This window comes from Bradyrhizobium sp. 215_C5_N1_1, assembly GCF_052075935.1.
Taxonomy (GTDB): domain Bacteria; phylum Pseudomonadota; class Alphaproteobacteria; order Rhizobiales; family Xanthobacteraceae; genus Bradyrhizobium; species Bradyrhizobium barranii.
Genome location: NZ_CP197228.1, coordinates 1,423,943 through 1,448,175, shown reverse-complemented (window position 1 = coordinate 1,448,175; position 24,233 = coordinate 1,423,943). Strand labels below are relative to the sequence as shown.

Below are 24,233 nucleotides of genomic sequence, written 5' to 3'. Positions count from 1 at the left end.
AATTTTATTTCGGCTTGCCCCAGGGGCCGCCGGGCGGCAGGCCAGAACCGGAGGATGCCTCCGGTGGCACCGGCGGCGGCTCGGTGCTTCTCGCCGGCGGACGGCGGTCGGTCGGGAAGCCGAGGCCGCGGAGATAGATCAGCACCTCGGCTTCGAGCAGGTCATCCGGCGACATCGGCAGTTTTCGCCGCGCGGCGTCGCCGCGTGAGAACAGCGAGGCCACGCCATGCGCCATCGACCAGATGTGCAGCGCCATCATCATGGCCGGTGGCCGCGGCGTGCCGGGCGGCGCCAACGCCGCAAGCCGTTCGGCGGCGGCGCGAATGATGTTGAAGGCGCGTTCACTGGCAGCCTGCAGGGCCGGATTTGAATCGACCGGCACGCCTGATTCGAACATCGCGTTGTAGAAGGCAGGCTCTTCGCGGGCAAAGGCGAGATAGGCCTTGCCGACGCGCTCGAACGCCGAGACCGTATCCGGGCGCCCGTCGTCCCAGGCCGCGGTCAGGCGCTGCTCGAACTGCTCGAAGCCGCGCTGCGCGATCGAGGACAGCAACTCCTCGCGGTCGCGGAAATGCCGGTAGGGCGCCGCTGCGCTGACGCCAGCCATGCGCGCGGCATCGGCAAAGGTGAAGCCGGCCGCGCCCTTCTCGGCGATCAGCCCGAGGGCAGCCTGCAACAGGGCTTCCTTCAGATTGCCGTGGTGATAGCCGCGCTCGGTGCGGCCCTGGTCCTTACGCCAGCTCATGTGAACAGCTTTTACATGAGCCGGGCGTGAAGTCACTAGCGCAGGCCGGATTTGATTAACCGGCCAACTCGTCATTCCGGGGGCGGCTCGACCCGGGGCTGCTCGACGAGCCGAACCCGGAATCTCGAGATTTCCGGGCTCGCGTGTGCGCGCCCCCGGAATGACACGGCCTAGCCGCCGGGAATCGGCAGCACCGGCATGATCTCGACGCGTTCGCCGGGGAAGATCGCGAAGTGCGGGTGGTTCTCGAACATCTTGGCTGCGGCCTCATGGGACGCGGCGCGAACCACGGTGAAGGCGCCCATCTCGTTGGCGATGTCGGCGACGCCCTTGCCGTCGACCTTCTTGGTCTTGCCGAGAGGGCCGCCCATGGCCTGGATCGCGCCTTGATGCTTCTCGACCCAGCCTTTCCAGGCCGCCATGCCCTCCTGCTCCTTCGCCTTCCGCGCGGTCTCGGACATCGCGTTCCATGCGGCCCATTGCGGGCTGGTCTTGCTGCCGAGGAAAACGGCGAGATAGGTATCGGTGCTCATTGGTTCTCTCCTTTGTTGATGGATGATGGATTGACGAGCCGCGAGTTGATCCGCGGCCGTCTCGGCTACGTCTTCAGATCGTCGAAACCGGCGGCGGCTGCCTGCACCTCCGGCGGAAAGTCGGCCATCTCCTGTACCTGCCGGATCTCGATGACTTCATTGGCGGAGGCCGGGCACTTCTTCGCCCAGGCGATCGCCTCCTCGCGCGAGGCAACCTCGATCATCCAGTAGCCGCCAAGGACTTCCTTGGCTTCGGCGAAGGGGCCGTCGGTCACGATGGGCTCGCCGGTCGCGAACGAGACGCGCGCGCCCATCGACGGCGGGTGCAGGCCGTCGAGCGTAATCAGCACGCCGGCATCCTTCAGCGCCTCGTTGTAGCGCATCATCGCGGCGACGCGTTCGGGATCGAGTTGCACGTCCGGCGGCGCGGTCTCGTAGCCGAGCGGAATCATCAGCATCATGAATCGCATGAGCAGTCCTTGTTTGCTTTGTCGTTTCGGGTTTGCGCGGCGCGGCGCCACCCCCGGAAGGACGGGAGCGGCGGCCCGGGCCGCCCACCCTTACCTCTAAGACGAACCAACCTTTACGGAACCGACAGGGTGATGAAAATTATTCCGGAGGTCATTGCGCCGACCGCTAGCGCGGCTGTGGCAGGAAACGCCCATCCTTTCGGGCAGCGCCGAAATAGACGTCGATGCGGCGGACCTTGCCACCCGAAAAGGTGAAGAACTCCGTGTTGCGAAAGCTCCTGCCATCTTTCGCCAGACAGAGATAGGTGACGAAGGCCTCGTCGCCCCGGACGAAAACCCGCTCGATGTCGTGCCGCGCGATCCAGCCGGTGTCCTTCCAGCAGCGCTCGAAATAGGCCGCCTTGTCGAGGTCGTCGTCGAACGGACTGGTGAAGCGGAAATCGTCGGCCAATGCGTCGGCGACCCGTTGCCGGTCGTTGCCGAGATAGGCTGCGAAGAGGTCTCGAATCAGGCGCTCGCGGTCGTCAGGCATTGATGGTCTCCGCAGAGAAGATCCTCTTGAAGACGATGCACGAACGCGTGCCCCGACATCGCTTGCCGAATTTCAACAGAGACGATGCGAAAATATCGCGAGGCGGGTCCGTACGATTACGGACCGACTATGTCCACCGCCGTGCATATAGGACAAGAATCTTCGAAAGCAGAACAACATGGCCGGCGCACGCGGAACTACGGAGACCGCGCAACTTGCTGCAAGGGTTTACAGTTGATCAACGCGTGCATGCAACTTTTTCGGGAAGGCCAATTGCAGCTGGGCCGACGCATAGTTGAACCATTCCGGGGATCTTCAAGTGTTCAATTTCAACAGCAAGGCCAGGATCCAGCACGCGCTCGCGGAAGTCGACGCCCTCGATCGCTCGCAGGCCGTCATCGAATTCGATCTCGATGGCACCATCCTCGATGCCAACGAGAACCTTCTGAAGATGAGCGGCTATTCGCTCGCCGAGATCAAGGGCAAGCATCACAGCATCTTCGTCAGCCCGGCCGAACGCGAGAGCGCCCGCTACCGCGACTTCTGGGCCAGCCTGAACCGCGGCGAATTCCAGACCACGCAATACAAGCGCTTCGGCAAGAACGGCAAGGAAGTCTGGGTTCATGCCTCCTACGCCCCGTTGCTGGACAAGAACGGCAAGGTGGTCAGCTTCATCAAGTTCGCCACCGACATCACGGCGTACAAGATCAAGACCATGGAAGACTCCGGCAAGATCGCCGCGATCAACCGCGCGCAGGCCGTGATCGAGTTCAACATGGACGGCACCATCGTCACCGCCAACGAGAACTTCCTGGGCGCGATGGGCTATTCGCTCGACGAGATCAGGGGCAAGCATCACAGCATGTTCGTGACGCCCGAGGACCGCGCGAGTTCGGCCTATGCCGCGTTCTGGGCCAGGCTGAACCGCGGCGAGTTCGAGGCGGCCGAGTACAAGCGGCTCGGCAAGGGGGCTAAGGAGATCTGGATACTCGCGACCTACAACCCGATCCTCGACGAGACCGGCAAGCCGTTCAAGGTGGTGAAGTTCGCAACCGACATCACCGCGCAGAAGATGAAGGCCGCCGACAATGACGGCCAGCTCGCTGCGATCCAGAAGTCGCAGGCGGTGATCGAGTTCAACATGGACGGCACGATCCGCACCGCCAACGAGAATTTTCTCAAGGCGGTGGGCTATTCGCTGGCCGAGATCAAGGGCCAGCACCATTCCATGTTCGTCGAGCCGAGCGAGAGGAATTCGGCGGCCTACCGCCATTTCTGGGAGATGCTCAACCGCGGCGAATACCAGGCCGCCGAATACAGGCGGATCGCCAAGGGCGGCCGCGAGATCTGGATCCAGGCGTCCTACAATCCGATTCTGGACCTCAACGGAAAACCTTACAAGGTGGTGAAATACGCCACCGACATCACCGCGCAGGCGATCGGCCGCAAGAAGGCCGACAATGCGCGCGGGCTGATCGAGGCGGTCGCGGCCGGCAGCGAGCAGATGAGCGCCTCGATCCGCGAGATCTCCGCGACCATGGCGAAATCGCGCGAGACCTCCAAGGTCGCGACCACCAGGGTCGAGTCCGCGGACGGTCAGGCTCAGAAGTTGACTGCAGCGGCCCAGGCCATGAGCGGCATCGTCGAGATGATTTCGGGCATCACCAGTCAGATCAACCTGCTTGCGCTCAACGCCACGATCGAATCGGCGCGGGCGGGCGAAGCGGGCCGCGGCTTTGCCGTCGTCGCCTCCGAGGTGAAGAACCTCGCCAGCCAGGCCAAGCAGGCCACCGACACGATTACCTCCGAAATCGACGCGCTGAACACCATCTCGGGCGACGTTGCGAGCTCGCTCACCGCGATCAAGGCCGCGATCGCCGGCGTCAACGAGTTCATCGCCTCCACCGCGGCCGCGGTCGAGGAGCAGAGCATCGTGACCTCCGACATGTCGTCGAACATGCAGCGCGCATCGGCGGAGCTGGCGTAAGCTCTCGCTTTATCACGATCCCCGTCATCCTTCGAGGGCCGCTGAAGAAGCGGCCACCCTGGGGTGACGGTGAGAGAGACCGACGCCCTTACCCTACCGCTCCCAGCGTCGCGTCGCTTCACTCGCCCCTTCCGGCAGCATCTCGAAGACCGGCGAGGCCAACACCGCATGCACATGCAGCATGGTCGCTCCCGAATTGCGAAAACCGTGCTTGCGGCCGGCGGGAACCAGCAGCACCTGTCCGGCCGTCATCGTGATACGCCGGGCTTCGACCCACATCTCCGCCTCGCCCGCCCGCACGGTGAGCACCTCCTCGACCGTGTGGCTGTGCGTCGGCGCGCCGGCGCCGGGATCGACCCATTGCTCGAAGATGCAGAGCGCGGTCGCGCCGTTGCGCGCGGATGTGACCATGCGGGTCTTCACACCTGGCCGCCATTCCTCGAGCGGGATCGTGCTGGGATCGATGAGCATGGCCTGGAGCCCTTCTTGCCGGGACGAAAGCGAAGTAAAAGGAGCCGGCGCTCGTGCGCGCCCCTTTCGAACACAGGACAGATTAGCAAATGCCGCAGGCCCCACAAAACGTCGCCCTCGTCACCGGAGCCGCGCGAGGTATCGGGCTGGCGACGGCCAAGAAATTCCTGGCCGAAGGGTGGCGCGTCGCGCTGCTCGATATCGAGGGGGAGCTGCAGGCAGGCGCGACGGCGGCCCTGAAGAATCCCGATAACACGCTGGCAATCACCTGCGACGTGTCCGATGCAGCCGCCGTAGGAGCTGCAATGGTGGCGGTCATGAGCCGCTTCGGTCGGCTCGATGCTCTCGTCAACAACGCCGGCGTCGCCGTGTTCGCGCCAGTGCTGGAGACCAGCGACGCCGACTGGAACAGGATCATGGCGGTCAATCTCACCGGCCCGTTCCTGTGCACCAAGGCGGCCGCGCCGCTGATGCGCGAGCAAGGCGGCGGCGCCATCGTCAACGTCACCTCGATCTCGGCGGTGCGCGCCTCGACCCTGCGTTCGGCCTATGGCACCAGCAAGGCGGGCCTTGCGCACCTGACCAAGCAGCTCGCGGTCGAGCTCGCCTCGCTCAACATCCGCGTCAACGCAGTCGCGCCGGGGCCGGTCGACACCGCGATGGCGAAGCAGGTGCACAGCAGGGAGATCCGCGCCGACTATCACGACGCCATTCCGCTCAACCGCTACGGCCTGGAGGAGGAACTCGCCGAAGCGATCTATTTCCTGTGCTCGGAACGATCGAGCTACATCACCGGCCAAATTTTGGCCGTCGATGGCGGCTTCGATGCGGCTGGCATCGGCCTGCCGACGCTGCGCGGCGAACGGCGGAACGGGTGAACGTCGTAGGGTGGGCAAAGGCGCGCAAGCGCCGCGCCCACCTTCCCTCCAGATTTGCGATGCCATTGGTGGGCGCGCTACGCTTTGCCCACCCTACGGGATCGAGTTAGTGGAGTGCTCCATGCGACGCATGTTCTTTGTGGGTGCCTGGATGCTCGCATCTGCGCTCTTTACCACCACCCCCGCCATGGCCGAAATCCGCATCATCCAGTCGCCGGGCGGAGAGGTCGGGCCGTTCCTCGACCTGTTCGAGCAGGTGCGCGAGAGCGGCGAGCGCGTGGTGATCGACGGTCCGTGCCTGTCCGCCTGCACGCTGGTGCTCAGCATCGTGCCGGGCGAGCGCATCTGCGTCACCAAGCGCGCGGTACTCGGCTTCCACGCGGCGCGTTCGGTCGACCGGCGCGGGCGCTTTTATGCCGAGCCCGAAGCCTCCGACGCGGTGCTGCAGGCCTATCCCGGCCCGGTGCGCGACTGGATCAGCCGGCACGGTGGCCTCTCGTCCAGATTGCTTTTGCTGAAGGGCCGCGACCTTGCGGCGATTTATCCGCGCTGCCGCTGAGCAACAGGCGGCCGCCAGCGATGCGACCGGGTTGCATCCGCCGCTGTCCGGCGATTAGGCAGTTTTGCAAAATTCCGACGATCCGGACACGAATCCGCTCAACCGCTTGGCAATGCCTGCCCAATTTACCCGGTTTGCGGCCTTTCCCGACCGTCTATGATGGTCCCGTCCAGATTGAGGCCGCTCGGGTCACGATGGCTGCAGGGCCGTCATAATCGCAGCAATGGTCACAGACTAGGATGGTTCCGCTTTTTCAAGATTACTCATTTTCAAACCGGTCGCAGGCCGTGCAGCCCATCGATTTTCACTACCGCCTGTCGGACCAGGGACGCATTGTCCTTGGCCAGTTGAGCTCCCAGGAAACCGTCGAATTCGAATTGCTGTCGCGGCGCCACCGCGAGGGCCTGATGGACCTGCCGTCCGAGCTGCGGCTGCTCGAGCTCTATGTGAAATATATCGGCTCGGGCGCAGAGGCTGCGCTCGCGCCGTCGGAGCTCGCATGGCAGGCGAGCGAGCCACTCCAGCGGCGGAGACCGCCGCGTGCGCGAACGGCGCGGCCGCGCAACTACATCCTCTCGATGATCGTGATCGCGAGCGTCAGCTTCACGCTCATCGCGTTGCTGGTGAGCTAGCAGGCAAGCGCGACGGCGAAATTGCGCCGGTCACGCATTTCGTCGGGCCTAGTAAAGCCTCTGGATGGTCTGCGCCAATTCCAAGGTCGCGCAGATGAGCATACCCCAAAGTGCAAAATTGATTTGTAGCGCCGCTGCCATCGGTCGCTCCCTTCCCAAGTTACGCCCACCCCAGTTTGTAGAATTTATGAAGAAATTATTAGCGATTCTGTCGTGGAGTTTACAGCCTAATATTTCGCCAGTTGTTGTGCGATGCGATCCGCATGATTTCACGAAGCGGCCTCACTGCTCTCGCAATGTGATGCGAGAGCACGATTCCATATTGGGCCATGGCGGCCACGTCGTTTCCCTTAGGTTCCATTTAACCGGCGCGATGCAAGGCTCCGCATGCGGAGTTTGCGTGTCGCGTACCGCACCAAGGGTCCGGCATGCTGCGTCACGGCTTCGTCTTGCTCACTTTTTGCGCAGCGCTCCTCGGATGCGCGGCGGCGTCGGCGCAGGAGCGCCGACCGATCGCATGGGACGGCCTCGGCCGGGATCCGAACCAGGCCCCTCACCGCTCCTCTGTCACAAAGCGGCGCGCCGCGAACCCGGCGCCTGCGCAGGACAATCCCAATCAGGAGCGGGAAAGAGTGCTCGGCACGTTGCGCCCGTTCTCCGAGGCGTGGTGGGTGGTCCATGACGAAATCGAGGCGGAGAACGACAGGCAGCTTGGCACGAAACTCGTGATCTGCCCTCGCTGCGTTGAATCGCCGCCGCCAAGCGATGACGCGACCGGATCGCTCCGGTGAGCGAGCACGCGGCGATCAGCCGTGTGACATGACGACGGCATGAGTGACAGTGACCCACTCCCGTAACAACGGGAGTGGGATCGCGGCTTGGCGTGTCAGGCCGACGCGCCCGTCACATGCCCTCGGCCGGGCAGTTCACCATCCAGGGAATGCCGAACTTGTCGACGCACATGCCAAAGCCCTTGGCCCAGAACGTCTTGCTGAAGGGCATGGTGACGGTGCCGCCGTCGGCGAGCGCGTTGAACTTGCGTTCGCCATCCGCGGGGTCCGTGACCGTGAGCGAGACCGAAAAGCCCTGGGCTTTCTGAAAATGCTCGGGTGGCGCGTCGGAGGCCATCAGCACGCTGCCGTCGGGCAGCGACATCCGCGCATGCATGATCATCTTCTCGCGGCCGGGCGCGGCGGGCATGTCCGGCGGCGCTTCCGATGAGCGCATCATGGCGTCGATCTTGCCGCCCAGAACCTTGGCATAGAAGTTGAACGCCGCTTCGCAGGTGTCCTGATAGAACAGATAGGCATTGATCATCGTTTCTCTCCTCTTCGTTTTCTTGTCGGTTCCTTGGCTGCTCCTTGGGGCAGCAAGCCTTGCTACTTCTCGGTGAGCTTCTTCAGGCTGGCGAGGCCGGCCTCGAAGTCCTTGCCGATCATGTTGTCCATATTGATGAACACCTGCATCACCTTGGACATGAACGGCGCCGGACCGTACATCGCCCATGTGACCAGTGTGGCATCGCCTTGCGGCACAAAGGTGAACTCGGCGGTGTTGTGGCCTTCGAACGGGCGCTCGAAATCGAGCTTGATCCGAAGCTTCGACGGCGTGCTTGCCTCGAGGATCTCCATATGCCCGGCGCCGACATTATTGTTGCCGTCCCAGGCATAGGTCGCGCCCTTGCCTGACGCGGTTCTGCCGAAGGTCCGCTTCATGCCGGGGTCGCGATCCTCATAGGGCGACCAGCTCATCCAGAAATGGAAATCGGCAACGTGCGGATAAATCGCATCGGCCGGCGCCTTCACGGCGAGCGAGCGCTCGACGCGGAACGTGTCGGGTTTTGTCAAGGCGAAGACGAGGACCGCGGCTATGCCGACGACGAGCACGACGGCGATGATGGCAATGGCTTTCAGCATGAGTGGGCTCCCTGGATATGGAATTAAGACGAAGGGGAACGGCGGGAGCCGACAATTGGCGGGACGAAATTTTTGGCCGTCACTTTGCCTTTGCGCCCTGCCTGGCGCCGCCATTGGCGCCCTTCGGCTGGCTGTCCCGGATCAGGCGATCAATATGCATGCGGATATGGGCGGCTTCCGCCGAAGTATTGGCGAGTGCGATGGCGTGGTCGAAGGCGATGCGGGCTTCGTCGTTACGGCCGAGCTGCATCAGGAAGGCACCACGCACGCCGTGGAAATGAAAGTAGTTGGCGAGTTTCGGCGCCAGCGGCTCGATCAGCTCGAGCGCCGCTTGCGGCCCGCGCACCTTGGAGACCGCAACCGCCCGGTTGAGCGTCACCACCGGCGAAGGCTGCATCAGTTCGAGCGCGCCGTAGAGCAGGTCGATCTGCGTCCAGTCGGTTTCCTCGGGCGTCGACGCGCGCGCATGCAGCGCGGCGATCGCGGCCTGGACCTGATAGGGGCCGCTGCGGCGATGGCGCATCGCCTTGTCGATCAGCGCCAGGCCTTCCGCGATCATGTTGCCGTTCCACAGCGTACGATCCTGGTCGTCGAGCAGGATCACCGCGCCGTCCGCGGCAAAGCGCGCGGCGCTGCGCGCATGCTGCAACAGCAGCAGCGCCGCGAGCCCCATGATCTCCGGCTCGCTCTGGAACAGCCGCAGCAGCAACCGCGCCAGCCGGATCGCTTCCTCGCACAGCGGCTTTCGGATCTCCGCCGTGTCGCCGCTGGCCGAATAGCCTTCGTTGAAGATCAGGTAGATCATTGCGGCAACGCCGGCGAGCCGCTCGGAGCGTTCGACCGCGCCAGGCGTTTCGAACGGCGCCCCGGCCTCGGCGACCTTCGCCTTGGCACGGGTGATGCGCTGCTCCATCGCCGCTTCCGAGACCAGGAAGGCGCGCGCGATCTGTTTCACGGTGAGACCGGAGACGATGCGCAGCGCCAGCGCGATCTGCTGCGTCGCCGGCAGCTGCGGATGGCAGCAGATGAACATCAAACGCAGGATGTCGTCGCGGTAGTGCGAACCGTCGAGCCGCTCGGCGAGCGCGCCCTCGGCGTCGTCGAGATCGGAGATGGCCTGGTCGTCCTCGGGCAGCGGCTGCTGTTTGCGGGCGCGACGGACCTCGTCGATGGCGACGTTGCGGCCGACCATGATCAGCCAGGCCGCGGGATCGCGCGGCGGCCCGTTCTGCGGCCAGGTCTTGAGCGCGCGCAGGCAGGCGTTCTGGAAGGCCTCTTCGGCGGTGTCGAGATCGCGGAAATAGCGCAGCAGCGCGCCGACCGCCTGGGGTCGCGCCGAGGTCAGCGCGGTCTCGATCCAGGCGGTGTCGGCCTCGCTCACGTCGAAATTCCTCCGGGCCGGAATACGCCGACGGGGCGCACCTCATAGGCGCCGCCGGGATTGGCCGCGCCGAGGTCGCGCGCGACGTCGAGGGCCTCGTCGAGGTTCTTGCAATCGACGATGTAGAAGCCGAGCAATTGCTCCTTGGTCTCCGCATAGGGGCCGTCGAGCACCAGCGGCGGGTCTTCCTTGCGCAGCGTCGCCGCCGCCGTGGTCGGCAACAGCCGCGCCACCGGACCGAGCCGGCCCTGCTGTGTGAGCTTGTCCTGCACCACGGCGAGCTTCTTCATCACGGCCTCGTCCTGGTCCTTGCTCCAGGAGCCGACGAAGTCCTCGTCGTGATAGCAGAGGATCGCATAAAGCATGGGCAGCACCTTCCTGAACGCTTGTTTTTAAGACGATCCAATATGCCCCGCCCCGACAGGGCTGCGGAAAAAATTTGCGAGAAAAATCCATCGGATCGTGCCAAGGAGGGTTTTCAAAACGGAACCGACGAGGCACTTCGAATGAGCATGGGCACACTGGCCGTCCTGATCAACAGCACGCAGCAGAACTGGCTGCCGGAGCGCTGGAAGGCCCGGTTCGACGCGGTCTGCGGCGGCCGCCGCGTGGTGCTGCTGCCCGACGCCGGGCTCGATCCGGCCGAGGTGCACTATGCCGCGGTGTGGAAGCCGGTGCCGGGCGACCTCAGCTCTTTCCCCAATCTGCGTGCGATCTTCAATCTGGGCGCCGGCGTCGACGCGCTGATGGCCGACAAGAGCCTGCCCGACGTGCCGCTGGTGCGCGTCGCCGTGCCTGATCTCACCAATCGCATGACCGAATATGTCGTGCTGCACGTGCTGATGCACCACCGCCAGGAGCTGTACTTGCGGGACTCGCAGCGCGCAAAACGCTGGGAGCCGCAATATCAGTGGCCGGCGAGCGCCGTCACCGTCGGCGTGATGGGGCTTGGCACGCTGGGTGCCGATGCCGCCGACGTGCTGCGCCGGCTCGGCTTCCGCGTTGCCGGCTGGAGCCGCAGCCCGCGCACGATCGAGGGCGTCGAATGCTTCCATGGCGCCGCGCAGATCGATGCATTCCTGCGCAAGACCGACATCCTGGTCTGCCTGTTGCCGCTGACGCCTGATACGCACGGCATCCTCAACCGCGACGTCTTCACCAAGCTCAACCGCAGCAGCCCGCTCGGCGCGCCCGTGCTGATCAATGCGGGTCGCGGCGGCTTGCAGAACGAGGCCGACATCCTGGCCTGCCTCGACGACGGCACGCTTGGCGCGGCCTCGCTCGACGTTTTCGTGCAGGAGCCGCAGCCTGCGGACAGCCGGTTCTGGACCCACCCCAAGGTGCTGCTGACCCCGCACAACGCGGCCGACACCGACGCGGATGCAATCTCGGCCTATGTCGCCGAGCAAATCGCAAAGTTCGAGGCCGGCGGTGCGCTGGAGAACGTGGTGGACCGGGCACGGGGATATTAGACGCTTCGGCAGGCTGAGAGAGGCACGCATGCGCCCCACCCTCGCTGTCGTCCCCGCGTACGCGGGGACCCATACCGCGTGATTTATCGTTGCGGATGGTCGCAGTACCGAACGACCAGTCGTCGCCAAACGCCTCCCTGGGGTTACGGGTCCCGGGCTCGCGCTACGCGCGCCCCGGGGCGACGGCCTAACTTTTGGCCCCCACCATCACGTCAATCGCGCCCTTCACGATCGCCTCGAGCTCCTTGCGCGACACGCGGGCGCGGGAGCGGATGGCGATCGAATGCACGGTTGCGGAGGCGAGTTGCGCCAGCACGACCGGGTCGGCGCTCTCCGGCAGTTCGCCCTTCTCCTTGGCGCGGCGGAAGCAACTAGCAAAGGCCTTGTCGAGCTCGGTCAGCCCATCCAGCACCATGGCACGGATCTCGGGATCGCCGACGGCTTCGGACGCCGCGGTCACCACCGTGAAGCAGCCGCGCGGACCGGTCTCGCCGGAGAGATAGATGTTCAGCGCGGACGCGAAGATGCGCTCGAGCCGCTGGCGCACCGGCATCTCCTGGCGAAAGATCTCCACCATCGAGGCGCGCGCGTCCTCGCGGTAGCGCTGGTAGCTCTTGATGTAGAGCTCGCGCTTGTCGCCGAAGGCGCCGTAGAGGCTCGGCCGGTTCATGCCGGTCGCTTCGCTGAGATCGTCCAGCGATGTCGCCGCAAAACCCTGCCGGCGGAACAGGTCGAGCGCCTTGCCGAGCGCGACGTCGGGCTCGTAGGCGCGCGGACGGCCACGCCGCTTCGGTTCATTGGCAGCAGCTGGCGGCTTCGATTTTTGTACCATTTCGCAAATTAATCCTTGACCGCTGCGATATTATACAAGATGGTACAAAAATCAATCTGGCCAGGTTGAGCGACACCCAAAGAGGAATTGCCCAAGGAGGCCCAAGATGGATCTTTATTTCTCGCCGCTCGCCTGTTCGATGGCGACCCGCGTCGCGCTGTATGAAGCCGGCGCCGAAGCGAATTATCTCGAAGTCGATCCGCCGACCAAGACAGTGCTGAACGACGGCACCGACTTCCGCACAATCAACCCGATCGGGCTCGTGCCGACGCTGCGCACCGACGAGGGCGTGGTGCTGACCGAGAACGCCGCGATCCTGCAATATGTCGCGGATCGGTTCCCGCAATCCGGCCTCGGTGCGGCCCAGGGCATCGATCGCACCCGGCTGCATCAATGGCTCTGCTTCATCGGCACCGAGCTGCACAAGGGCCTGTTCATCCCCCTGCTCGACCGCAAGGCGCCGCAGGAAACCAAGGCCTATGCGCTGGAGAAGAACCTGTCGCGGCTCGACTATCTCGACAACTACCTGAAGGGGCGCGACTTCCTGCTCGACCATTTCAGCGTGGCCGACGCCTATCTCGTCACGGTCATCAACTGGACCATGGCGACCCCGCCGGTCGAGCTCGCCAAATGGCCGAACGTGAAGGCGTATCACGACCGCCTGCGCCAGCGGCCGTCGGTCGCGAAGGCGATCGCCGAAGAGTTCGAGCTGTACAAGGCCGAGCAGGCGCGGAAGAAGGCGGCGGCTTAAGGCCAAAGCGATATCTTCGCAAAGCGACGTCGTCCTGGCCAAACCGGGACGGCGTCGTTCTTTCGGCAATCGGCTACCTCGGCGCTTGCAGCACGATCCCATAGCGACCGTAGATCCGATCGATCGTGCCGTCGTTGCGCAGCCGTTCCAGCGCTCCGTCGATCGCCTCGCGCAACGCATCATCCGGGCGGACCATGCCGACGGCGACATTCCAGTTGAGGTCGGCCACGCCCTCGTCGCGATCCAGGATCCGGAGTGCCTTGTCGGGATGCGTCAGATTGAAATAGCCCGCCGCGGTGGGCGTGACCGCAGCCGCATCGATCTCCTTGTTTGATACGGCGTCGAGGCTGTCGGTCTCGAAGCCGAAGATCGATATGGGCACGTGCCGTTGACCGATGATCATGGCGGCGACAGAGCCGACCTGCACGCCCACCTTGGTATGCTCGCTAAGGCTCTTGAACGATGTGAGGGAGCTGGATGACGGCACCGCGAGCGCGACGCCCGTGCGATAGTACGGTTTCGAGATCCTCAAGCGGGTCTCGCCTTGCGCTTCGCGATCGGCGATGACATCCAGGAGAACGTCACAATTGGCGCTGCGCATTTGATACTGCGTGATGATCCAGTCGAGCCGCAGCGAGACACCGAGCTCGCGTGCCAGCACCTGTCCCAACTCGACCTGAAAGCCGGGCGGATCGCCGCCCTTGCGCGCGAAAGGAAGCGAGTTGGGATGCGCGCATAGTCCGAGCGCGCCACTCGCGCGGATCGCCTCCAGGGTTCGCGCCTGCGCCGGTCCGGACAGCCCGATGGCGGCACCGACGATAATCAGGACAATTGCCTTCATGCCGCGTCTCATCTGGATGGATCAGGTCCCGGCGGGTCAGCCCTCGCGCGGCTTCAAGGCGCGGATATATTTGACGATCTGGTCGATCTGCGCGTCACTGAAGCTCTCGCCGAATGCCGGCATCGCACCTTGCTTGCCGATCTTGATACGGTTGTGCAGAAATTCGTCGTCTCGTTGCGAATTCATCAGTTGCGGTCCCCTGCCAGCAGCCCGGCCGCCGTCGGAGTGGCAAAAGCCGCAGGTGCCTGCGAACAACTGCTCGACGTCCAGTGACCCGTTGTCCGGCGCCGGCGTGGCAGATTGAGCTCGAGCCACCACAACGCACAGCAACGAAGCGCCCAGCACCGCCGGAAGCGACTTCAAATGCAGTTTCAACACGTCCGCTCCATTCCTGAATCACGCCCGGCCGCTGCAATCGACCGAGGAGCGGGTTTGCACCCGCTCCTCGGCAGATCGTTTGAGACAGACTATTTCAAGCTGAAGACGACGAGGGCGCCGTCGTCACGCGGCATGCTCTTGTAGACGCCGCCGAAGTTTGGCGCATATTCGTCCGCCAGCATGCCGCCGAAGCCGGCCGCCACGGCGATATATTGCTTGCCGCCGACGGAGTAGCTGACGATACCGCCCTGGTGGCCGGTGCCGTTGTTGTGCTTCCACAACTCGGCCCCGGTTTCGGCATCGTAGGCGTGAAGGATGCCACGGGAGTCGGGTACGAACACAAGATTACCCCCGGTCGACAAAACGCTCCCAAGCGGCGGCTCGGGAAAGCGAACCTCCCATTTTTTCGCGCCCGTTATCGGGTCGCGCGCGTCGAGATGTCCGTAGATCTCGCCGCTCGGAGGCGGCACCATCTTGAAGTCGGCGCCGATGTTGAGCTGGACCTGGGGCGCGGTGACCGGCGTCGTCTTCTGAATATCCAGCGTCATGCACCATTCCTGGCCGATCTTGTAATAAAGACCGGTCTTCGGGTTGTACGAGCCGGCATTCCAGCTGATGCCGCCGCCAATGAAGGGACACAGCGGTACTTCAGTGACTTTCCCGACAGGGAAATCGCGACGGCCGATCAGCGCGCCGGTCTTGGGATCGATATCCTTGACGAAGTTGATGTTCTCAACCAGCCGCCAGACGTTCTTCACGCCAAGATTACGGTCGTAGACGAAGACGAAGCCGCCCTTGTTCGGATGAACCACGTATTTCTGGCCATCGCGCTCAAGCATCACGAACTCGCCGACGGCGCTGTCGAAGTCCCAGGCGTCGTGAGGCAGTTCCTGATGGTAGGATTTCAGCTTTCCGGTATCGATATCGAGAGCGATGACCGAACTCGTATAGAGATTGTCGCCGGGACGCGCACCTTGCGTCTTGTAATCAGCGCCCGACCAATCGTAGAGCGGCGCCGGGTTCGCGGTGCCCCACAGGACGGAGTTGGTCTCGGAGTCGTAGGTGCCCGGCATCCAGCCGCCGCCACCGCCCGTGCGCCAGGAATCGTTGCCCCAGGTCTTCATGGCCTCGTCGGTGCCCGCGACCGTCAGGAACTCCCACTTCTTCTTGCCGGTGGTGGCATCGACAGCGAAGATCGGGCCACGGCCCGGCCATTCACCCCCCTGCGAGCCGATGATGACGCTTCCCTTCGCGTAAAGCGGCGCGCCAGTGAAGCCGACCGTGAGCTTCTGCGAGTCGATCAGCCTGGTTTCCCAGAGCACCTTTCCCGACTTCGCATCGAGCCCGAACAGACGACCATCCATCGTACCGACGAAGACCTTGCCTTCACCAAGGGCTACACCGCGGTTGTAGGGCGAGTGGGTCTGTCGGCTGATGAGCGCCTCATCGAGTTCCGGAAAGAACGACCAGATGACCTCGCCGGTCGCGCCGTTCAGCGCAAAGACCCGGCTGTACGAACCCGAATAATAGAGCACGCCGTCGGCCACGAGCGGCATTGACTGCAGGCCGCGCGTCGATCGTCCGGGAATGTGCGTCCAGGCTACGCCCAGATTGCCGATGTTGCTCGCATTGATCTGCGCGAGCGGGCTGTAGTGATGGGATTTGTATGAACCATGATAGGTGAGCCAATCGTTCTGACCGGCGTTCTCGATCCGGGCAGTATCCACGGATTGGGCCAACGCCGCCGACGCCGCAAGTGTCGCGCCGACAACAAGAGGTAGACCAGAATTACACCAACGCTTCTTCATCCGTTCCTCCCGCTTTTGTGTTTTGTTGAACTCGCGTCTCGCAGACGCTGCGAGGGATGTTTGCAGCTCGCTAAGTGTCGGTTCTTCTCCATCGCATATGAGCTGCCAACAGCTCTCGATCTCTCTCGGCGGACATCGCCAAAAGGAGCTACGTTTCCTGGGCTGGTTGCTGTTGCACTCCTGCTCGCTCTCACAGAGTACGCCGGATGAGGGAGGGCGCAAAGATGGAATGCGCGAGCGGCGCGAATTTAACGCGCAGCACGAATTTGAAACGTCAGCTGCGCTGACCGTTTCGTCTTGGCCGCAGATCTCGGACTCAAAAATCGCAGCGCCCACGGAGAAGCTTCATCGCGTGATCATTTGGACGGGGGCGGCGTCAATCTCTTTTGAGCAATTCAAGAACGGCCATCATAACGGAGCGATATACAAAGCCTTGCTCAAAGCGCGACGCCGCGCCATACAAGTGCCGCGATACGCGACCATTGAATACAAGCAATAGTTGATCAACTGACCGCCCTCTCCTTCCGCGATTTTGCTCTGAAGACCGAACGGCACCGCTGCCGGCGGCCTGGGCGCGAAGCAGGGCCAAGCTGGAATAAAAAGAATGCCCGTTTCCTTGCGAATTGTTCGTTCGACGAAACGTGCCGGGCTTGTTGCGCTCGCCCTCACCGCACTCGCGCAAGCCGCGCACGCCGCCGACAAGCCGCCGCTCGCTCCCGATCCGCCGGCGCCGCTCGCCACGACCTCGCGGGTGTCCGCAACCATCGAGTTCGGTCTGCCGGCGCTCGCCAAGGCGATCGAGCAGGATATCCCCAAGCGGCTTGCCACCATCGACGAGCGCGTCAACTGCGTGCACCACCGCGTACTGATGTTCCGTGTCAACGCCAATTGCGACGTGTTTGGCTTCGCCAATCGCACCAGCGGCGTCTCGCTCTATGGCCGCGGCGACCGCGTCTATGGTGCAGTCTCGATCTACGGCGCGGCCGAAGGCCAGGGCGCCAACCGCTTCACCGCGCGCATCCGCGGCCAGACCGAAGCGCGCGCGACGATCGAGGCCGAGGCACGGCCCGCGCTGCGCAAGGACTGGTCGCTCGACCTGAATTTCAGCGACTCCTTCCACTGGAGCGAAGCACCTTATTTGCACGTGCTCGGCCGCGAGTTCGATCTTGCGCCCTACGTCGAGCCGCGCATCCGTACGCAGCTCGCGCGCGTGCGATCACGTGCGCTGGCCGCGGCAAGGAAACTCAATCTGCGGGACAAGGCGGCCGCTGCCTGGACGCATGCGTTCGAGCCGATGAAGCTCACCGACGAGCCGCCGGTCTGGCTGCAAGTGACGCCGCAAGCTGCCGCATTTGCCGGCGTGCGGGCCAACGACAAGGTGTTGTCCGGCTCGCTCGAACTCTCCGGCAGCGCCGTGACGTCGATTGGGCAGCAGGGTGCGAGCGTCACCCCGACATCGCTGCCGCCGCTTGGCAACGACGTGACCGCGCCGGGAACGTTCGACGTCATCCTTCCGGTCCGGCTCGGCTATGACGCGATCAAGGACAAGATCAGCCAGGCGATCGCCGCGCTGCCGGCGCAAGACAGCGCGTTGCGCGAGGTTCAGGTCTATCCGTCGGCGGGCAAGCTTGTGATCGGCCTGCGTCTTGCGAAGACGTCGGACAGCGACCCCAATGCAGGCCAATGGAGCTATCTCTCCGGCGCACTGAAGGTGGACGATACCAGCAAGAGCGTCGCGCTCGCCGATCTCGATCTCGCCGCGCAGGACGGAGAGGCAAACCCTGGCTTGCAGTCGATCGTCGCGCAATTGAAGCAGGCCGTGAACATTGACTATGGCGTCTCCTACCAGAACCTGCTGATGGCGGCGAACCAGCGGCTGACGCGTCCGCTCAAGGACGGCTTCCGTATGGAAGGCAAGCTCTCCTCGGTGCAGTTCGACAAGGCCTTGCTGCTTGCCGACGGGATCACACTCGCGCTGCGCGCGAGCGGCGAGCTGAAAATCCTGTACGGGATGTGATCGTGCGCTGGAGCGGATCGCAAATGCTTGTCGCCGCCCGCGCTCTGATGGCCGTACTCGTCATGTTCGCCGCCGGCATCGTGACTGCCCACGCGCAATCGGCATTTTACGACGCGCCGGCATCGCTCGCTGATGGCCCGCCCGGCAGCCTGGTGCGACAGGAGCCGATGGATGGCGCGCCGCTCGGCGCCTCGAGCTACCGCGTGCTCTACCGATCGACCGGATTGAAGGGTGAACCCATTCTCGTCTCGGGCGTCGTCATCGTGCCGCAAGGACCGCCGCCACCGGGCGGCCGCTCGATCGTCGCCTGGGCGCATCCGACGTCAGGCATTGTGCCGCGCTGCGCGCCGTCGCTCGCGATCTTCCTGTTCCAGCAGATCCAGGGACTGCGCTCGATGGTGGCGCGTGGCTACATCGTCGCGGCAACCGACTATCCCGGGCTCGGCACGCCGGGTCCGCATCCTTATCTCGTCGGCGAGAGCGAGGGCCGCGCCGTGCTCGACATCGTGCGCGTCGCGCGCGATCTGCCGGGCGCCGGCGGGACTAAGGATTTTACCTTGTGGGGACACTCGCAGGGCGGACAGGCTGTGCTGTTTGCCGGGCAGCTGGCGCCGACCTATGCGCCCGATCTCCATCTGCTCGGCGTTGCCGCTGCGGCGCCCGCGACGGATCTCGCCACGCTGATGAGCGACGACATCAACTCCGTCGGTGGCAAGAACATCACGGCGATGACGCTATGGTCGTGGCATCGCGTCTACGGCGCCGCGCTCGACGGCGTCCTCGATCCGCGCGCGCTGCCGGTGATCGACCGGCTGGCACGCGAATGCATCGAAGGTCCCTTCGATATCTTCATCCGGCAGCGGACCGAGCGGCCGCTCCAGGAATATTTTCTGACCGTGCCGGATCCGACCAAGCGCGAGCCCTGGCGCTCGCTGCTGGAGAAGAACAGCGCCGGCACGTTGGCCGCCGGCATGCCAGTGTTCCTCGCTCAAGGGACTGTCGACCAGATCATCCGGCCCGCGGTGACGCGCGCCTATATGAGCCGGCTGTGCAAGGCGGGCAGCCCCGTGAAAATGGTCACCCTTCCCAACATCGGACACGGCCGCGCCGCACAGGCGAGCACGATGGCCGCTGTGAACTGGATGACCGACCGCTTTGCCGGGAAGCCGGCGCCGAACGACTGCGGCGGGTAATCGCCGCAGTCGTTGCCGGAGCGTTAGCTACCCATAAACGGCAACAGCGTTGTCAGCCGACACGAGACCGCTCTCAACGTCATCCTTGATCGCTGCACGATCGCGCTCCTTGGGGTCACCGATACCGGCGCCGCCCGGCGTCATCACCACCAGCCGGTCATCCGGTGGAATGGTCTGAAAGCCCTTGCCACGCATCTTCTGGCCGGACTTCAATCCGACATAGCCGGCCTCGCCGTTCTTGCCGCCGTCGCGACCGCGCGGCGGATGGTCGATGCGGTCGAATGCAGCGAGGATGTCGAAGGGCGCATCGATGCCGCTGCCGACCTCGATGATCTGGCCGAGACCGCCGCGGGTGCGCCCGGCGCCGCCGGAATCCGGGCGAAGCTCCTTGCGCCAGAAGATCAGCGGCGTTTGCGTCTCAGCGATCTCGACCGGCGTGCCGCGCACGCCGCTGGGATAGGCGGTCGCGGACAGCCCGTCCTTCGCAAAGCGCGCGCCGGTACCGCCATTCGAAGTTACCGCCATCGAGAACCCGTAATTGCCGCCGGCACCCGAGCGGGTCTGGCCGCGCACGTTGAGATTCCACAGGCAGGAGGTGCCTTCCGCCGGTACGCGCTCCGGAATGATCTGGCGCAGGCAACCGAACACGACATCGGGCAGCATCTGCCCGACGATGTGACGCGAAGCGACCGGCGCCGGCTTCGGCGCGTTGAGGATTGCACCAGGGGGAGCCGACACCGTCAGCGGCGAGAGCGAGCCGGCATTGTTCGGGATCTGCGAGGCGACGACGCAGCCGAGGCCGAACACGGTGTAGGCCGTGGTGTAGGACAGCGGCACATTGATGCCGAACTTCGAGGCGGCCGAGGTGCCGTCGAAATCGACATGGATGCCCGTCTCGGAGATCGTCAGCGTCGCCGCGAGCGTCACCGGCGCATCGTAGCCGTCGACGACCATGGTGTTGCGCCAGCTGCCCTTCGGCAGTTTTGCGATCTCGGCCAGCACGGCCTCGCGCGAGCGGTCGCAGATGTAGTCGCCGAGCTCATCGAGCGTGTCGATCTCGAACTCGGTCATCATCTCGACCAGGCGTTCGCAGCCGACGTCGTTGCAGCCGGCCAGCGAATAGGTGTCACCCTCGGTGTCGATCGGCAGCCGCGTGTTGGTGCGGATCATCGCCATCAGCGTCTCGTTGACGACGCCCTGGTCGATCAGTTTGAGCATGGGGATGTAGAGCCCCTCCATGAACACGTCGGTGGCGTCAGGGCCAAACCCGATGCCGCCGATGTCCATGAGGTGGCTGGTGCAGGAGAACAGCGCGACCGGCTTGCCGTCCTTGAAGCAGGGCGTGGTGACGACGAAGTCGTTGAGATGACCTGTGCCCATCCAGGGATCGTTGGTGATGTAGGCGTCGCCTTCCTTCATCGTCTCGATCGGGAAATGCGCAATGAAGTGCTTGACCGATTCCGCCATCGAGTTGACATGGCCGGGCGTGCCGGTCACCGCCTGCGCCAGCATCCGTCCCCGGAGGTCGAACACGCCGGCGGAAAGGTCGCCGCATTCGCGCACGATCGGGCTGAAGGCGGTGCGGAGCAGCACCTGCGCCTGCTCCTCGACCACGGCGATCAGCCGGTGCCACATGATTTGAAGGTCGATCAGGCTCGCGCCATTTGCCTTGCTCATGATCAGGCCGCCTTTCGTTCCATGACGATGCTGCCGGCACCGTCGATATGGGCGTCAAAACTGTTGGAGACGAAGGTGGACGTCTCGTCCTCGGCGATCACGGCGGGACCCGCAATGGTCGCGCCCGGTGCCATGTCCTCGCGGCGATAGAGCGGGATCTCGATCACTTCCCCCGCGCGTCCGTCGAAGAATTTGCGGCTGCCCGAGGCCTTGCCGGCGGGCTTGCGCGCAACGGAAGCGACGACAGAGGGATTGTGCGCATCGGTGGTCGCGAGCACCGACCAGCTCAGAACCTCGATCGCGGCGCCCGGGATCGGCCGCTCGAACATCGCCGAATAGTCGGCCTCGAACTTCTGGCGCAGGCCGGCGAGATCGGCCGATGTCAGCCGCCGGTTCGGCAGCTCGACCGAGATCTCGTGGCCCTGGCCGACATAGCGCATGAAGGCTGCACGGCGCTCGCGCACCGGCGCACCGGCCGCGCCCGGCTCCACCAGCGCGCGCGCTTCAGTCACCATCTCCTGGAGCAGCTCCGAGACCCCCTCCGTGTCGAAATCATCGAGGCGGACATGGCGGCTGCGCACCAGCTCATAGGCAATGGGAGTAGCCAGGAAGCCGACGGCCGAGCCGACGCCGGCATTCGAGGGCACGATGACCCGCGAGACGCCGATCTTCTCGGCGACGCGCGCCGCATGCAGCGGCGCGGCACCACCGAAGGCGATCAGCGTGTGCTGGCCGACAATCTCGCCGCGCTCGACCGCGTGCACGCGCGCCGCACTCGCCATGTTCTCGCAGACGACCTCGTGCACGGCATAGGCCGCGGTTTCCGCCGACAGCCCCAGCGGCTCACCGACGGCGCGCAACAGCGCCTCCTTTGAAAGTTCCGGGTTGAGCTTGATCGTGCCGCCCGCAAAGGCATCAGGATCGATCATACCGAGGGCTACGTCCGCGTCCGTCACGGCCGGACGCTGGCCGCCGCGGCCGTAGCAGGCAGGCCCCGGCTCCGACGAGGCGCTCTCGGGGCCGACAGTGACACGCTTCATCGCATCGACATGCGCGATCGAGCCGCCGCCGGCGCCGATCTCGACCATCTCGATCACGGGGATGCGCACCGGCAGGCCGGAGCCCTTCAGGAAGCGCGCCGCGCGATCGACCTCGAACACGCGCGAGGTCTCGGGCTGGTATTTTTCGATCAGGCAGATTTTTGCGGTCGTGCCGCCCATGTCGAAGGACAGCACCTTGCTCTCGCCGAGCCGCGCTGCGATCTGCGCCGCGAAGATCGCGCCCCCGGCAGGACCGGATTCGACGAGCCGCACCGGAAAGCGCCGCGCCGTCTCGATCGAGGTGACGCCGCCGCCGGAGGTGACGAGATAGATCGCGCCGCGGAACTGCTCAACCTGCAAGGCATCCGCCATGCGAGCGAGATAGCCGTCGATCAGGGGTTGCACATAGGCGTTGGCGACCGCGGTGGAGGTGCGCTCGTATTCGCGGATCTCCGGACACACCGCAGAGGACACGGTCACGGAGATGCCGGGCATCTCCTCGCCGAGGATCGCGGCCGTGCGGCGCTCGTGCTCGGGATTGGCGTAGGAGTGCAGGAAGGCGATCGCGACGCTCTCGACGTTCAGCGCGCGCAATTTTGGCGCGAGTGCACGTACTGCCGCCTCGTCCAGCGGGAGGCGAACGGCGCCGTGTGCGTCGATCCGCTCCGGCACGGTGAAGCGGAGCGACCGCGGCGCCAATGGCCTCGGCTTGTCGATGCTGAGATCGTACTGGTCATAGCGGCTCTCGGTGCCGATATCGAGCACGTCGCGAAAGCCGTCGGTCGCAATCAGCGCGGTCTTGGCGCCGCGGCGCTCGATGATCGCATTGGTCGCGAGCGTCGTGCCGTGAATGAAGACGTCGATGTCGCTCATATGCGCACGCGCGTCAGTGAGAATGAGACGCATGCCATCCAGCACCGCCTGCTCCGGCCGCTGCGGCGTCGTCAGCACCTTGCGCGTCTTGCGATCCTGCCCCACGTCCAGCACGATGTCGGTGAACGTGCCACCGATATCAACGGCAAGCCGCACCTCGGCTCCCTCAAGCATTCCAAATTCTCCGTGCTGATCGACAAACTGCGCGAAAACCGCAGCAATTTTCATACCAGCGACAACGCCCGGGGTGAAGCGTCCGAGCCGCTTTGCGTGGCACCTATGCGGTAGAAGGGTGCGGCCCACGCGCTCAGAGCAGGAATGCAAGCGCCGCCTCGCAGCGCTCCTCGACCTTGAGCGTGAGGAGATCGTCGGCGCGGGTGCGTCCGAGATTGACCGCGGCGATCGGGATCTGCCGGTTCGCGGCAGACTGCACGAAGCGGAATCCGGAATAGACCATCAGCGAGGAGCCGACGATCAGCATGGCGTCGGCCTGCGCCAGATGATCCTGCGCGGTGGCAACCACGTCGCGCGGAACGTTCTCGCCGAAGAACACGACGTCGGGCTTGAGGATGCCGCCGCAGGCTTCGCAGGCGGGCACCTCGAACGACGAGAAATCCGCATGCTCGAGATCGGCGTCACCATCAGGCGCATCGGCGGCGTCGAGCGTCAGCCATTCCGCATTGGCACGGCCGAGCCTGTCCTGGAATTCGTTGCGCGGGGTCTTCGCCCCGCAGCCCATGCAGCGGACCAGATCGAGCCGGCCATGCAAATCGATCACCTGCCGGTGGCCGGCGGACTGATGCAGCCGGTCGACGTTCTGGGTCAGCAGCATCTCGCAGCGCCCGCTCGCCTCGAGCCGGGCAAGCGCATGATGCGCATCGTTCGGCCTCGCCCGGCCGAACCGCCGCCAGCCGATCAGGCTGCGCGCCCAATAGCGCTGGCGCGTAGGCTCTTCCGACATGAAGGCCTGGAAATTGACCGGCTGGGTCCGCTTCCAATTGCCATGGCTGTCGCGATAATCGGGAATGCCCGAATTGGTGCTGCAGCCGGCGCCGGTCAGCACGAACAGACGTTCGTGCCGGCCGACGAAATCTTCGAGCGAACGGTTTGCCTGCGGAGGGTTTGCCATGGCGCAGATGTAGTTCACGCCGTGTCGTTTTGCCAGATCACTCCCGCGCCAGCAGCTCGAAGCCGGCGATCAGTTTTTGGCCTGCGTCAGCCCGAGCAGGTCGGCCAGAGCCTCCACG

Annotated in this window: 25 protein-coding genes; 9 read left to right on the top strand and 16 right to left on the bottom strand. The window is 64.5% G+C overall.

What is annotated here, in order from left to right:
* Positions 1–4: 4 nt before the first annotated feature.
* The 4 genes from AB7G19_RS06750 to AB7G19_RS06735 all read right to left on the bottom strand — a co-directional run bounded on the left by AB7G19_RS06750 (position 5) and on the right by AB7G19_RS06735 (position 2,280).
* The gene (locus AB7G19_RS06750) at positions 5–745 is read right to left on the bottom strand and encodes a TetR/AcrR family transcriptional regulator (RefSeq protein ID WP_085401837.1); all 741 of its coding nucleotides are present in this window, start codon (positions 743–745) and stop codon (positions 5–7) included.
* A gap of 170 nt (positions 746–915) precedes the next feature.
* Positions 916–1,278: a YciI family protein gene (locus AB7G19_RS06745; RefSeq protein WP_063981089.1), complete on the bottom strand. Its 363-nt coding sequence runs from the start codon at positions 1,276–1,278 to the stop codon at positions 916–918.
* Between the two features lie 65 nt (positions 1,279–1,343).
* A complete protein-coding gene (locus AB7G19_RS06740) occupies positions 1,344–1,748 on the bottom strand; it encodes a YciI family protein (RefSeq protein ID WP_028152208.1) in 405 nt (134 codons plus the stop codon).
* A 166-nt stretch (positions 1,749–1,914) separates the two neighbouring features.
* Complete coding sequence (locus AB7G19_RS06735; RefSeq protein ID WP_085401836.1) at positions 1,915–2,280, bottom strand: nuclear transport factor 2 family protein; 366 nt, start codon at positions 2,278–2,280, stop codon at positions 1,915–1,917.
* 319 nt (positions 2,281–2,599) lie between these two features.
* Here AB7G19_RS06735 and AB7G19_RS06730 point away from each other — a divergent pair, with 319 nt between their 5' ends.
* Positions 2,600–4,267 (top strand): methyl-accepting chemotaxis protein, encoded by a 1,668-nt coding sequence (locus AB7G19_RS06730; RefSeq protein WP_085401835.1) that lies wholly within the window; start codon positions 2,600–2,602, stop codon positions 4,265–4,267.
* A 93-nt stretch (positions 4,268–4,360) separates the two neighbouring features.
* Here the strand turns inward: AB7G19_RS06730 and AB7G19_RS06725 are convergent, their stop codons facing one another.
* Positions 4,361–4,738, bottom strand: a complete 378-nt coding sequence (locus AB7G19_RS06725; protein ID WP_085401834.1) for a cupin domain-containing protein — start codon at positions 4,736–4,738, stop codon at positions 4,361–4,363.
* Between the two features lie 89 nt (positions 4,739–4,827).
* Here AB7G19_RS06725 and AB7G19_RS06720 point away from each other — a divergent pair, with 89 nt between their 5' ends.
* The 4 genes from AB7G19_RS06720 (at position 4,828) to AB7G19_RS06705 (ending at position 7,598) form a co-directional block, all read left to right on the top strand.
* The gene (locus AB7G19_RS06720) at positions 4,828–5,616 is read left to right on the top strand and encodes an SDR family NAD(P)-dependent oxidoreductase (RefSeq protein WP_085401833.1); all 789 of its coding nucleotides are present in this window, start codon (positions 4,828–4,830) and stop codon (positions 5,614–5,616) included.
* Positions 5,617–5,746: 130 nt separating this feature from the next.
* The gene (locus tag AB7G19_RS06715; RefSeq protein ID WP_425364317.1) at positions 5,747–6,175 is read left to right on the top strand and encodes a hypothetical protein; all 429 of its coding nucleotides are present in this window, start codon (positions 5,747–5,749) and stop codon (positions 6,173–6,175) included.
* A 287-nt stretch (positions 6,176–6,462) separates the two neighbouring features.
* A complete protein-coding gene (locus tag AB7G19_RS06710) occupies positions 6,463–6,807 on the top strand; it encodes a hypothetical protein (RefSeq protein ID WP_063986089.1) in 345 nt (114 codons plus the stop codon).
* Between the two features lie 428 nt (positions 6,808–7,235).
* The gene (locus AB7G19_RS06705; protein ID WP_085401831.1) at positions 7,236–7,598 is read left to right on the top strand and encodes a hypothetical protein; all 363 of its coding nucleotides are present in this window, start codon (positions 7,236–7,238) and stop codon (positions 7,596–7,598) included.
* Positions 7,599–7,710: 112 nt separating this feature from the next.
* Here the strand turns inward: AB7G19_RS06705 and AB7G19_RS06700 are convergent, their stop codons facing one another.
* The 4 genes from AB7G19_RS06700 to AB7G19_RS06685 form a co-directional block, all read right to left on the bottom strand.
* The gene (locus AB7G19_RS06700; RefSeq protein ID WP_028161093.1) at positions 7,711–8,124 is read right to left on the bottom strand and encodes a VOC family protein; all 414 of its coding nucleotides are present in this window, start codon (positions 8,122–8,124) and stop codon (positions 7,711–7,713) included.
* 62 nt (positions 8,125–8,186) lie between these two features.
* Positions 8,187–8,723, bottom strand: coding sequence for an SRPBCC family protein (locus tag AB7G19_RS06695; RefSeq protein ID WP_085401830.1), 537 nt, complete (start codon positions 8,721–8,723; stop codon positions 8,187–8,189).
* 79 nt (positions 8,724–8,802) lie between these two features.
* On the bottom strand, positions 8,803–10,104 hold the full coding sequence (locus tag AB7G19_RS06690) for an RNA polymerase sigma factor (protein ID WP_085401829.1): 1,302 nt from the start codon (positions 10,102–10,104) through the stop codon (positions 8,803–8,805).
* Complete coding sequence (locus AB7G19_RS06685) at positions 10,101–10,469, bottom strand: YciI family protein (protein ID WP_063981079.1); 369 nt, start codon at positions 10,467–10,469, stop codon at positions 10,101–10,103. Before AB7G19_RS06685 ends, AB7G19_RS06690 begins: the two co-directional genes overlap by 4 nt.
* A gap of 141 nt (positions 10,470–10,610) precedes the next feature.
* On the opposite strand from AB7G19_RS06685, the gene AB7G19_RS06680 reads away from it, so the two are divergent.
* Positions 10,611–11,576, top strand: a complete 966-nt coding sequence (locus AB7G19_RS06680) for a 2-hydroxyacid dehydrogenase (protein ID WP_085401828.1) — start codon at positions 10,611–10,613, stop codon at positions 11,574–11,576.
* Positions 11,577–11,763: 187 nt separating this feature from the next.
* On the opposite strand, the gene AB7G19_RS06675 is transcribed toward AB7G19_RS06680, so the two are convergent.
* Positions 11,764–12,408: a TetR/AcrR family transcriptional regulator gene (locus tag AB7G19_RS06675; RefSeq protein ID WP_085401827.1), complete on the bottom strand. Its 645-nt coding sequence runs from the start codon at positions 12,406–12,408 to the stop codon at positions 11,764–11,766.
* Positions 12,409–12,514: 106 nt separating this feature from the next.
* On the opposite strand from AB7G19_RS06675, the gene AB7G19_RS06670 reads away from it, so the two are divergent.
* A complete protein-coding gene (locus AB7G19_RS06670) occupies positions 12,515–13,159 on the top strand; it encodes a glutathione binding-like protein (protein ID WP_085401826.1) in 645 nt (214 codons plus the stop codon).
* A 73-nt stretch (positions 13,160–13,232) separates the two neighbouring features.
* Here the strand turns inward: AB7G19_RS06670 and AB7G19_RS06665 are convergent, their stop codons facing one another.
* The 3 genes from AB7G19_RS06665 to AB7G19_RS06655 all read right to left on the bottom strand — a co-directional run bounded on the left by AB7G19_RS06665 (position 13,233) and on the right by AB7G19_RS06655 (position 16,186).
* On the bottom strand, positions 13,233–14,000 hold the full coding sequence (locus tag AB7G19_RS06665) for a substrate-binding periplasmic protein (protein WP_085401825.1): 768 nt from the start codon (positions 13,998–14,000) through the stop codon (positions 13,233–13,235).
* Between the two features lie 36 nt (positions 14,001–14,036).
* On the bottom strand, positions 14,037–14,378 hold the full coding sequence (locus AB7G19_RS06660) for a c-type cytochrome (protein ID WP_135214749.1): 342 nt from the start codon (positions 14,376–14,378) through the stop codon (positions 14,037–14,039).
* Positions 14,379–14,467: 89 nt separating this feature from the next.
* A complete protein-coding gene (locus AB7G19_RS06655) occupies positions 14,468–16,186 on the bottom strand; it encodes a pyrroloquinoline quinone-dependent dehydrogenase (RefSeq protein ID WP_063981075.1) in 1,719 nt (572 codons plus the stop codon).
* A gap of 604 nt (positions 16,187–16,790) precedes the next feature.
* Here AB7G19_RS06655 and AB7G19_RS06650 point away from each other — a divergent pair.
* Both AB7G19_RS06650 and AB7G19_RS06645 read left to right on the top strand, forming a co-directional pair.
* A complete protein-coding gene (locus AB7G19_RS06650) occupies positions 16,791–18,203 on the top strand; it encodes a DUF4403 family protein (RefSeq protein WP_085401823.1) in 1,413 nt (470 codons plus the stop codon).
* A gap of 23 nt (positions 18,204–18,226) precedes the next feature.
* Positions 18,227–19,396 (top strand): alpha/beta fold hydrolase, encoded by a 1,170-nt coding sequence (locus AB7G19_RS06645; protein ID WP_245344107.1) that lies wholly within the window; start codon positions 18,227–18,229, stop codon positions 19,394–19,396.
* 27 nt (positions 19,397–19,423) lie between these two features.
* On the opposite strand, the gene AB7G19_RS06640 is transcribed toward AB7G19_RS06645, so the two are convergent.
* The 3 genes from AB7G19_RS06640 to AB7G19_RS06630 form a co-directional block, all read right to left on the bottom strand.
* Positions 19,424–21,073, bottom strand: a complete 1,650-nt coding sequence (locus AB7G19_RS06640; protein WP_354078622.1) for a hydantoinase B/oxoprolinase family protein — start codon at positions 21,071–21,073, stop codon at positions 19,424–19,426.
* Between the two features lie 2 nt (positions 21,074–21,075).
* Positions 21,076–23,160, bottom strand: coding sequence for a hydantoinase/oxoprolinase family protein (locus AB7G19_RS06635; RefSeq protein WP_085401845.1), 2,085 nt, complete (start codon positions 23,158–23,160; stop codon positions 21,076–21,078).
* Positions 23,161–23,293: 133 nt separating this feature from the next.
* Entirely contained in the window at positions 23,294–24,115 is an 822-nt protein-coding gene (locus tag AB7G19_RS06630; protein WP_085401821.1) for an NAD-dependent protein deacetylase, read from the bottom strand.
* Between the last annotated feature and the right edge of the window lie 118 nt (positions 24,116–24,233).